A 10,212-nucleotide genomic window follows, 5' to 3' on the forward strand; every position below is an offset into this window, starting at 1 on the left:
GACTGACCCACCGGCTCGTCCTCACCGACGCTGCGGGCCTGGCCGAGCTGGACGGCGACCTCCGGAGCCTCGGCGACATCGTGACGACCCTGGACTCGGCCGGCGCCGCCGCCCTCGTCGTCTCGGGGCTCAGCGGCAAGCCCCTCGCCGCGCTCGTGGCCGCCGCCGAGCAGACCGGGCTGCCAGTCATCGACGTCCCGCTGGAGCACATCGCGACGTTCACCACCGAGGTGCTCAGCGCGATCCTCGAGCACCAGACGGCGATCCTGCGTCGGCTCGAGGACGCCGACCGCGCGCTCGTGCAGATCGTCCTCGCCGGCGGCTCGCTCGACGACCTCTGCGAGCAGGTCGTCGGCTTCCTCGACGGCGCCGCGATGGTGACGACGACCGACGGCCGCGTCATCGCCCGCGCCGGGTCGCCGCGCGAGCTGGAGAGCGCGCTGTCGCTCGAGTGCTTCGACCGGACCGGCCGGCTGCTCACGGAGGCCGAGCCGATGGGCCCGCGCCCCGACGGACCGACGGCGAACCGCTCCGCCGTGCGCATCGTCGCCGGACACCTCGACCACGGCGTCCTCATCGCCTTCTGCAGCCACCGGCACCTGACGGTCGACGACGTGCGCCTGCTCGAACGGGCCGCAACGGTCGCCGCGCTCGCCATCACCAAGGACGAAGCCGTCTCGGCCGTCGAGAGCAAGTACCGCGCCGAGTTCCTCCGCGACGCCCTGGCCGGTCGTGCCGGCTCCCCCGTCGAGGCCGTCGCCCACGCGAGCTCGCTCGGCTGGGACATCGACCGGTCGATGGTCGTCGTCGTCGCCGAGACCGACGAGGACGACGATCGCTCGACCCGCGACGCCGACGAGGTGCGCTTCCTCCAGCAGCGCTTCGCCCGGGCCTGGACGCATGCCGTCGCCGTGCGCGACTCCCGTTCTCCCGTCATGGGATTCAGCCGCGAGGTCGTCGCGCTCATCGGCGTCCCGGCAGTGGCGGAGACCGAGACGGTGATGCGGATCGTCGGCGAGTACGTCCGGGTCGTGCGCGGCGACGGCGGCGGCGGCCGGCGCAGCTTCTCCGCCGGGGTGTCGCGGCCGATCACGTCGCCGGCAGGCCTGCCCCACGCCTACGACGAGGCGCTCTCAGCCGTCACGGTCGGGCGCCAGATGCACGGCGACGGCGCCCTGACGCACGTCGACGGCCTCGGGATCTACCGCCTGCTCGCGCTCATCCCCGACGGGGCGGACCTGCGCCGCTTCGTCACCGAGTCGCTGCGCGAGCTCGCCACCGACGACTCGCCGGAGTATGCCGGCCTGCGCCAGACCCTGAGCATCCTGCTCGACACGAACATGAACGTCGCCGAGACCGCCCGCCTGCTCTTCTTCCACTACAACACGCTGCGCTACCGCATCGGCAAGCTCGAGAAGATCCTCGGCCCCTTCACGACCGACCCCGACCTGCGCCTGACGCTCGCCCTCGCGCTGAAGATCCACCAGATGCGCGGCATCTGACCACGTCGCCGCCGAGTCGCGTATGCCGGCTTGCACCGCCGCGTCAATCGAACTTCACCGTTCGCCGGTCAGGCGCGCCGAGCGGTTCTAGCGTAATTGGTGGCGCTTCGCAGAGCGCGAGGCGCACCTCCAGGGGAGGGAGTCGAGAACATGAAAAGACTACTGGCGTGTGCTGCTGCGGTGGCACTCAGTGCAAGCGGAACAGTGATAGGGGCAGCGAGCGCGAGCGCCCACTCACAGGACACGGGTTCGTGGGTCTCGGTCATGGGCGACGGGAGCCGTGTCACCACCAGCCGGTCCGCTGTCGACGAAGGCGTCGTGCGCTTCCGTGTCAGTTCGACCAACACGGGCGGGGGCAGCGACATCACGCTCTTCCAGCCCAAGGCCAACGTGAGTGTCGCAATGGTGCTCGCGGACCTGCAGGAGGAGTTCGCCTCCGACCCGGCGACCAACGCGAAGGGCACCCGTGACCTCACCCGCGATGCGCGCTTCTTCGGTCTCGCCGACGTGCAGCCCGGCAACCCGGCCACCGTCACGGAGCGTCTGAAGAGAGGGACCTACTACCTGATGGACCTGGGCGCTCCCCCGAGCGGAGCACCGATCATCACGACGATGCGCGTCCGCGGGAACGAGGGCGGGGATGACGGTCGCCTGCCCAGCGCCAGCGCCACGGTCGACCTCACCTCCGCCGACACCTTCGTCACCCACGGCCGCATGCCGGCCAATGGCACGGTCCGGGTGCGCAACGTCGCAGACACGATCCACTTCATGTCGATCTCGCCCGTGAAGGCCGGCACCACAGATGCGGATATCCAGGCGTACTTCGACTCCGGGGCGCAGGGGCCGCCAGCGTTCGCGGTCGACGGTCCCTCCGTCGGCCTCGACGTGCTCTCGCCCGGACGTGAGGCACGGCTGACCTACCACCTCCCGGCAGGGACCTACGTCCTGCTCTGCTTCGTCGCCGACGACGTGACCGGGATGCCGCACGCCTTCATGGGCATGCACAAGGTGGTGACCCTGTCCTGAGCCTCTCGACGCCGTGACCGACATGGCTACGACATGGCACCGATCGATCGCAGAGGGGGTGTGCGGCCCGGCCGAGCCGCTGGGACCGGGCCACGCGGCATACGTCATCTCCTGCCAGAGGGTCTCCGTCGGCGTGTATCAACGTTTGACGAACGCGGTCCCTTGCGGTGGGAGTAGTTTTCGGCCATCCCAGATTGGGGCGTGACCCTCATCACCACATGGGGCAACCATAGGAGTCGGAATGGCTTTGGGCTTGGGCTGGAAACTGCACGGGGACGGCAAGACGATGGGCCCCGACGACGTCGTCRCTCCCGACGAACGACTGTCGTGGGGCAAGACGGTCGGTCTGGGTGCGCAGCACGTCGTGGCGATGTTCGGGGCGACCTTCGTCTTCCCGCTGGTCATGGGCCTCAACGCCCAGCTCGCGATCATGATGAGCGGGATCGCGACGATCTGCTTCCTGCTCATCGTCAACGGGAAGGTCCCGAGCTACCTCGGCACGTCGGCGAGCTTCGTCGGTGCCGTGGCGGCCATCCGGGCCCAAGGGGGCACCTCCGCGCAGGTCACGGGCGCGATCCTCGTCGCCGGCGCCGTGCTCGCGCTCATCGGTGTGGCGATTCACTTCGCCGGGTCCGGGGTGCTGCACAAGGTGCTGCCGCCGGTCGTGACGGGTGCCGTCGTCATGCTCATCGGCTTCAACCTCGCGCCGGTCGTCGCCAGCATCTACTGGCCCCAGGACCAGTGGGTGGCGCTGCTCGTCATGGCGTTCACGATCATCTGCGCGGTCGCCTTCAAGGGCTTCGCGTCGCGCATCGCGGTCTTCCTCGCGCTCATCTTCGGCTACGTCATCTCCTGGCTCTTCGACCGGCTGTTCGGGCAGATCACCTCGTTCGACGCCGGCGCCGGCAAGGTCACGACGCACTTCCGGACGAACTTCGACAACCTCGCCGCTCAGCCCTGGTTCGGCCTCCCGCCGACGTCGACGACCGGCGCCGACGGCAAGGAGATCGTCGGCATCCACGCACCGTCGTTCTCTGTCGCCGCGATCCTGCTCGTCCTCCCGGCCGTCATCGCGCTCATCGCCGAGAACACCGGCCACGTCAAGGCCGTCGCCGAGATGACGAAGTCGGACCTCGACCCGTACATGGGGCGCGCCATCGCCGCCGACGGCATCGGCACGGTCATCGCGAGCTCCGTCGGTGGTTCGCCGACGACGACGTACGCCGAGAACATCGGGGTCATGGCGGCCACACGCGTCTACTCGACGGCCGCCTACTACGTCGCCGCGATCGTCGCGATCATCTTCGGCCTCTCGCCGAAGTTCGGCGCGCTCGTCGCCTCGGTGCCGGGCGGCGTGCTCGGCGGCATCACCGTCGTGCTCTACGGCATGATCGGCCTGCTCGGCGCGAAGATCTGGAAGGAGAACGGGGTCGACTTCGGCAACCCGATCAACCTCGTGCCCATCGCGGCCGGCATCATCATCGGCATCGGCGGCGTCTCGCTCGTCTTCACGTCGGACTTCACGCTCGGCGGGATCGCGCTCGGCACGATCGTGACCATCGTGGCCTACCACACGGCCCGCGCCCTCGCCCCGGCCGACCTGCGTGACCGGGCCGACGCCGCGAGCGGCACGATGATCTCGCTCGGCGAACGGGAAGGGGACTACGGCGACGCCGACGGCATCGACGACCTCTACCAGGACCGCCCGGGCGGACCGGACCTGCGTCGCCGCTGAGGCAGCACGCACCACGCGCCCGTGGGCCTCCGATCTCGCATCGGGGGCCCACGGCCGTTCACGGCAGAAGTTGCCAAAAGCCCACGTGCAGCGATGCACAACGATCACTAGTCCCCACCGGGGGTCGGAAGGCAGGATCGGTTCGGTGAAGCCCGCCCCCTTCGAGCACCACGCACCGCTCACCGTCGAGCAGGCCGTCTCCGTCCTCACCGAGGTCGGTCACGACGGCAAGGTCCTCGCGGGCGGCCAGAGCCTCATCCCGATCCTCAACATGCGCCTGGCCTCGCCGGCGCACCTCGTCGACATCAACCGCGTCGCCGGCCTCGACACCATCGAGGTGACGCCATCGGCCGTCCGGGTGGGCGCGCTCGTCCGCCACGCCGGCCTCGAGCGCTCCGACGGTGCGTATGCCGTCCTCCCCCTCCTGCGCCAGGCCCTCGTCAACGTCGCCCACCCCGCCATCCGCAACCGCGGCACGACGGTCGGCTCCATCGCGCACGCCGACGCCGCAGGTGAGATGCCGGCGATCCTCGCCCTGACCGACGGCGTCGTCGAGGTCGCCGGCCCGGCTGGGTCGCGTGAGATCGGCTGGTCCGACTTCTTCCTCGGCGCGCTCGAGACGTCGCTCGCGGCGGAGGAGCTCGCGGTGGCAGTGCGTTTCGGCCGCTTCCCGGCAGGCACGGGGACCGCTTTCACCGAGGCGGCGCGGCGGCACGGGGACTACGCGATGGCCGGCGTCGGGGTGGCCGTGACAGTTGCCGACGGCGTCGTGTCGGCCGCTCGCGCGTCGTTCGTCTCCGTCACCGACGTGCCCTCCGTCCTCGACCTCGGGCCGGCGCTCAGTGGTGTCGAGCCGGGCACGGCGGCGTGGGACGCGGCGCTTGATGCGGCCGCCGAAGCGGTGCGCGAGCACGTCGAGCCCGAGGGCGACATCCACGCGAGTGCCGACTACCGCCGGATGCTCGTCGCCGAGCTGACCCGCCGCGTGCTCCCCAAGGCCGTGCGGGAAAGTGAGCACTCGACTGAAGCCATCCCGTCGAGTGCCCAGTCCCCGACGCCCCAGTCCCCGTCGAGTGCGCAGTTCCCGACGCCCAACGCCGTGCCGGAAAGTGGGCACTCGACTGAAGGAGGCCACTCATGACGGACACGACCCGCGAGACGAGCACCGAGATGACCGGTGAGACGCTCCACGAGGTGACGGTCACCGTCAACGGGGTGCGCCGCTCGGCTGCCGTCCCGGCCCGGCGCCTCCTCTCGGACTTCCTGCGTCACGACCTCGAGCTCACCGGCACCCACGTCGGCTGCGAGCACGGCGTCTGCGGCGCCTGCACCGTCCTCGTCGACGACCAGCCGATGCGCTCGTGCCTGATGTTCGCCGTGACCGCCCAGGACCACGCCATCACGACAGTCGAGGGCCTCTGCTCGGCCCCCGACGCCCGCGTCGCGCCGACCGGCGAGTCGATGAACCCGGTCCAGCAGGCCTTCGCCGAGTGCCATGGTCTCCAGTGCGGCTTCTGCACGCCGGGCTTCCTCACGACCGTGACGGCATACCTCGAGGAGAACCCCTCGCCCACGAGCGAGGAGGCGCGAGAGGCGATCTCGGGTAACTTGTGCCGCTGCACCGGCTACCAGAACATCGTCAAGAGCGTCCTGCGTGCCGCGGAGATCAAGGCCGAGCGGGTGGAGGAGCACGCATGACGACGCAGATGTTCGGTGCGCCGATCAAGCGCAAGGAGGACCCGCGCCTCGTCACCGGCGGCGGCCGCTACCTCGACGACCTCGGCCACGACGCCCTCGCCGCCGCCTTCGTGCGCAGCCCGCACGCCCACGCCCGCATCGTCGACATCGACGCCTCGGACGCCATCGACATCGAGGGCGTCGTCGGCATCTACGTCCACGAGGACCTGCCCGGCCGCGTCGGCGAGCCGCTGCCGCTGCTCATCCCGCACCCGACGCTGACCCACGGCCGCACGGGCTACGCCCTGGCCAAGGACGAGGTCAACCACGTCGGCGAGCCGATCGTCATGGTCGTCGCCACCGACCGCTACGTCGCCGAGGACGCCTGCCAACGCATCCGCGTCACCTACGACCAGCTGCCCGTCGTCGTCGGCATCGAGCACGCCAGGGACGGCGACCTGCTCGTCCACGCCGACGTGCCCGGAAACGTCGCGGCCCACATGCTCCAGGAGGTCGGCGACGTCGAGGCCGCCATGGCCGCCGCGCCGCACACCCTGACTCTCGACCTCGACATCGAGCGCAGCGCCTGCATGCCGATGGAGGGCCGGGGCGTGTACGCGCGCTGGGACCGGGACCGCGGCGAGCTGCGGATGTACTCCTCCACCCAGACGTCGACCGGCGTCCGCGCGGCCGTCGCGGCCAAGCTCGGTCTCCCCCTCGCGAAGGTCGAGTGCATCGCCCCCGACGTGGGTGGCGGCTTCGGCGTCAAGATCGTGCACCCGTGGCCCGAGGAGGTCCTCGTGCCGTGGGCAGCCATGCTCGTCGGCCGCCCGGTCAAGTGGGCCGAGGACCGGCGCGAGCACTTCATCAGCGCGGCGCACGAGCGGGGTCAGCTCCAGCGGGTCACCGTCGGCTTCGACGACGACGGCCGCCTGCTCGCGCTCGACGTCAGGCTCTGGCACGACAACGGCGCCTACACCCCCTACGGGATCATCGTCCCGATCATCACCTCGACCCAGCTGCTCGGCCCCTACAAGCCCGGTACCTACCGCTGCGAGTTCTGGTCTCTCTACACGAACACCGTTCTCGTGACGCCCTATCGGGGCGCCGGCCGTCCGCAGGGCGTCTTCGCGATGGAGCGCACCATGGACGCCATCGCCGACGAGCTCGGCCTCGACCGCGCCGAGGTCCGCTCGCGCAACTTCATCCTCCCCAGCGAGATGCCCTACGACCACGGCCTGCTCTTCCAGGACGGCCGGCCGCTCAAGTACGACTCGGGCGACTTCCCGGCCAGCCTGACCAAGCTCAAGGAGCTGGTCGGCTGGGACGACTTCGCCGACTACCGCCGTCAGGCCGAGGCCGAGGGACGCAAGGTCGGCCTCGGAATCGGTTGCTACGTCGAGGGAACCGGCGTCGGCCCCTACGAGGGCGGCCACATCCAGATCGAGACGAGCGGTCGGGTCAACGTGTCGACCGGCCTGACGTCACAGGGTCAGGGACACGAGACCGTCTTCGCCCAGATCGTCGCCCAGGAGCTCGGCGTCCGGATGGAGGACGTCCACGTCACCACCGGCGACACCCGCAAGATGGCGTATGCCGTGGGCACCTTCGCGTCCCGGGCCGCGGTCATGAGCGGCAGTGCCATCGCCCTCGGCGCCCGCAAGGTCCGCGAGAAGGCGCTGCGCATCGCCGCCGACGCGCTCGAGGTCTCGCCGGAGGACCTTGAGATCGTCGACGGCACGGTGCGCGTCAAGGGCGCCCCGACGACGTCGATGAGCCTCGGCACGGTGTCGGTCCTGTCGAACCCGCTGCGCTACGCGTTCGACGAAGCGGCAAAGGCCGCAACGCAGTTCGCCGGCACGTTCGACCCCGACAAGCCGCCGGTCGCCGAGGGCGAGGAGCCGGGCCTGGAGGGAAAGGGGTTCTACTCCCCCACCCAGGCGACCTTCGCCAACGGCATGCACGCGGCCGTCGTCGAGACCGACCCCGTGACGGCCGAGATCAAGATCCTGCGCTACTGCGTCATCCACGACTGCGGCACGATGATCAACCCGATGATCGTCGAGGGTCAGGTCCACGGTGGCGTCGCCCAGGGTGTCGGTGGCGCGCTCTACGAGCGGATGGCCTACGACGAGTCGGGGCAGCTGCTCAACGCGAGCTTCATGGACTTCCTCATGCCGTACGCATCCGAGGTGCCGACCATCGAGGCCGACCACCTCGAGACCCCCAGCCCGCTGAATCCCCTGGGCATCAAGGGCGCCGGCGAGGCGGGCTSCATCCCGGTCTCGGCCGTCATCGCGTCGGCCATCGAGGACGCCGAAGGCTTCCCGATCACCCGGATGCCGATCTCGCCCAACGAGCTGTGGGAGCTGCGCCGCCGCCACGCGGACGGCGAGATCCCGTCCCTGCACCGCACGTCACGCACGTCACGCACGTCATCGAAGGAGCCGTCCGCATGAAGATCACCGGATCCGCCACTCTCGCGGCCGACCCGCAGCAGGTGTGGGACGCCTTCCACGACCCGGCCGTGCTCGCGCGGTGCCTCCCCGGCTGCGAGCGGCTCACCGAGCTCGGTCCCGACCACTACGCGATGACGGTCACGGCCGGGGTCGCCGCGATCAAGGGCACCTACGACGGCGAGGTCTCGCTCCGCGACCCGCAGCACCCCGACTCCTTCACCATGAAGGCCTCCGGCGCGGGGGCGCCCGGCACCGTCGACGCCGACGTCGTCGTGCGCCTCGCCCCGTCCGCCTCCGGCGGCACGGAGCTCACCTACGACGCCGACGCCTCCGTCGGCGGGGTCATCGGCGGCGTCGGCCAGCGGATGCTCGCCGGTGTCACGAAGAAGATGGCGGGACAGTTCTTCTCGGCCGTCGATGCCGACATCTCTGGCGTCCGCGCCGCCGCCCCGAGCGCTCCCGCGGCCGCCACGCCGACGGCAGCACCCGGCATACCCGGTGGGGCGCCTGCGCCCGTGTCGTATGCCGGGCGGCCGGCTCCCGCGGCACCGTTCGCCGGGCGCGACTTCGCCCTCGGCGTCGTCACCGGCGGAGCGGTCGCTCTCGTCGGTGTCGTCGTCGGCTGGGCGATCGGACGGCGGGGCTGACGATGCGCGCGTTCACCGCCGCGGCCGTCCAGGTAGCCCCCGTCGCGGCTCCGCTCACCCCCGAGACGATCCGCGCCAACGTCGAGACGTGCGTCGAGATGACCCGCGCCTGCGTCGAGGCCACCGGTGCCGAGCTCGTGGTCCTGCCCGAGACCGCGAGCACCGGCTTCACCCCGGGCTGCTCCAAGGAGGAGCTCTGGGACCTCGTCACCGAGCTGCCGGGCGCGATGATCGAGCCGATCCAGGCCGTCGCGCGCGAGCTGGGCGTGCACGTCTGCTTCGGCACCTACGAGCGGGGGCCGGAGCGCGGTGTCGTCCACAACTCGTCGGTGCTCGTCGGCCCGTCGGGCGACCTGCTCGGCACCTACCGCAAGACGCACCCGTTCTGCTCCGAGATCGTCTCGGGTGGCGGCTGGGTGACGCCCGGCGACACCGTCACGGTGTGCGACACCGAGCTCGGTCGCATCGGCATGATCATCTGCTTCGACGGCGACTACCCCGAGCTGTCGCGCATCCAGGCCGTCCAGGGCGCCGAGGTCATCTGCCGCCCGTCGGCGCTGCTGCGCTCGGCCGACATCTGGGACCTCACGTCGCGGGCGCGCGCCTACGACAACCACGTCTACGTCATCGGCGCCAACGCTGTCGGTGCCGACCCGGCCGGCGTGCTCTACTTCGGCAACTCGCACATCGTGACGCCGATCGGGCACATCGTGGCCAAGGCGGCGACGCACCCGGGCTGGGTGACAGCGCGGCTCGACCCGGCCGACGCGCTCGGCTCCCTCACGCCCGGCTCCAACGTCGGGCAGGCCTTCGACCACCTGCGCGACCGCAACCTCGACCTCATCCGCAACCACCGTGCCGAGCTGGAGGGCGCCGCCGAGACGCCGTTCCCGCACGCCCCGATCCACCGCGGCGACGCCGGCTGACACCGAGAGCGCCACCGACGGCCCCGGGCGTCAGGCCGCCGGGAAGCCCACTTCGACGTTCCGGTGCGCCATCGCCCACACCGCGGCGAGCAACAGTGCCACGACGATCCCGATGACCAGGACGACGAGGCCGGTGGGGTTGCTCCACAGGACCAGGACCAGGGCGCCGACGGCCACGACCGCACCGGCCGCCGCCCGTGCGTGCTCGGCCACCGCCGCGCCGACCGGGCCGTCGCGGAG

At 70.9% G+C, this 10,212-nt stretch carries 9 protein-coding genes; 8 read left to right on the top strand and 1 reads right to left on the bottom strand.

The window, feature by feature from the left end; genetic code table 11:
* From AC1DP0_RS11760 to AC1DP0_RS11795, 8 genes are all read left to right on the top strand, one after another.
* A partial coding sequence (locus AC1DP0_RS11760; RefSeq protein WP_478084752.1) for a helix-turn-helix domain-containing protein occupies window positions 1–1,502 on the top strand: 1,502 nt, incomplete at its 5' end.
* A gap of 264 nt (window positions 1,503–1,766) precedes the next feature.
* Complete coding sequence (locus tag AC1DP0_RS11765; protein ID WP_478084753.1) at window positions 1,767–2,528, top strand: hypothetical protein; 762 nt, start codon at window positions 1,767–1,769, stop codon at window positions 2,526–2,528.
* A 241-nt stretch (window positions 2,529–2,769) separates the two neighbouring features.
* Window positions 2,770–4,263, top strand: a complete 1,494-nt coding sequence (locus AC1DP0_RS11770) for a uracil-xanthine permease family protein (protein ID WP_478084754.1) — start codon at window positions 2,770–2,772, stop codon at window positions 4,261–4,263.
* A 145-nt stretch (window positions 4,264–4,408) separates the two neighbouring features.
* Window positions 4,409–5,404 (top strand): FAD binding domain-containing protein, encoded by a 996-nt coding sequence (locus AC1DP0_RS11775; protein WP_478084755.1) that lies wholly within the window; start codon window positions 4,409–4,411, stop codon window positions 5,402–5,404.
* Window positions 5,401–5,961 (top strand): (2Fe-2S)-binding protein, encoded by a 561-nt coding sequence (locus AC1DP0_RS11780; RefSeq protein WP_478084756.1) that lies wholly within the window; start codon window positions 5,401–5,403, stop codon window positions 5,959–5,961. The genes AC1DP0_RS11775 and AC1DP0_RS11780 overlap by 4 nt, the downstream gene beginning before the upstream one ends.
* Window positions 5,958–8,399, top strand: coding sequence for an aerobic carbon-monoxide dehydrogenase large subunit (gene cutA / locus AC1DP0_RS11785; protein WP_478084757.1), 2,442 nt, complete (start codon window positions 5,958–5,960; stop codon window positions 8,397–8,399). Before AC1DP0_RS11780 ends, cutA begins: the two co-directional genes overlap by 4 nt.
* Complete coding sequence (locus AC1DP0_RS11790) at window positions 8,396–9,046, top strand: SRPBCC family protein (RefSeq protein ID WP_478084758.1); 651 nt, start codon at window positions 8,396–8,398, stop codon at window positions 9,044–9,046. Before cutA ends, AC1DP0_RS11790 begins: the two co-directional genes overlap by 4 nt.
* 2 nt (window positions 9,047–9,048) lie before the next feature.
* A complete protein-coding gene (locus AC1DP0_RS11795; protein WP_478084759.1) occupies window positions 9,049–9,972 on the top strand; it encodes a carbon-nitrogen hydrolase family protein in 924 nt (307 codons plus the stop codon).
* 30 nt (window positions 9,973–10,002) lie between these two features.
* Here AC1DP0_RS11795 and AC1DP0_RS11800 read toward each other — a convergent pair.
* Window positions 10,003–10,212, bottom strand: a 210-nt coding sequence (locus AC1DP0_RS11800; RefSeq protein WP_478084760.1) for a hypothetical protein, incomplete at its 5' end; no start/stop codon positions are given.

The organism is Terrabacter sp. P5_B1 (assembly GCF_056400505.1).

Coding starts and splice junctions, on each gene's coding strand:
- AC1DP0_RS11765 (WP_478084753.1), top strand. CDS start 1,767: ATGGGCGACGGGAGCCGTGTCACCACCAGCCGGTCCGCTGTCGACGAA.
- AC1DP0_RS11780 (WP_478084756.1), top strand. CDS start 5,401: ATGACGGACACGACCCGCGAGACGAGCACCGAGATGACCGGTGAGACG.
- AC1DP0_RS11790 (WP_478084758.1), top strand. CDS start 8,396: ATGAAGATCACCGGATCCGCCACTCTCGCGGCCGACCCGCAGCAGGTG.
- AC1DP0_RS11795 (WP_478084759.1), top strand. CDS start 9,049: ATGCGCGCGTTCACCGCCGCGGCCGTCCAGGTAGCCCCCGTCGCGGCT.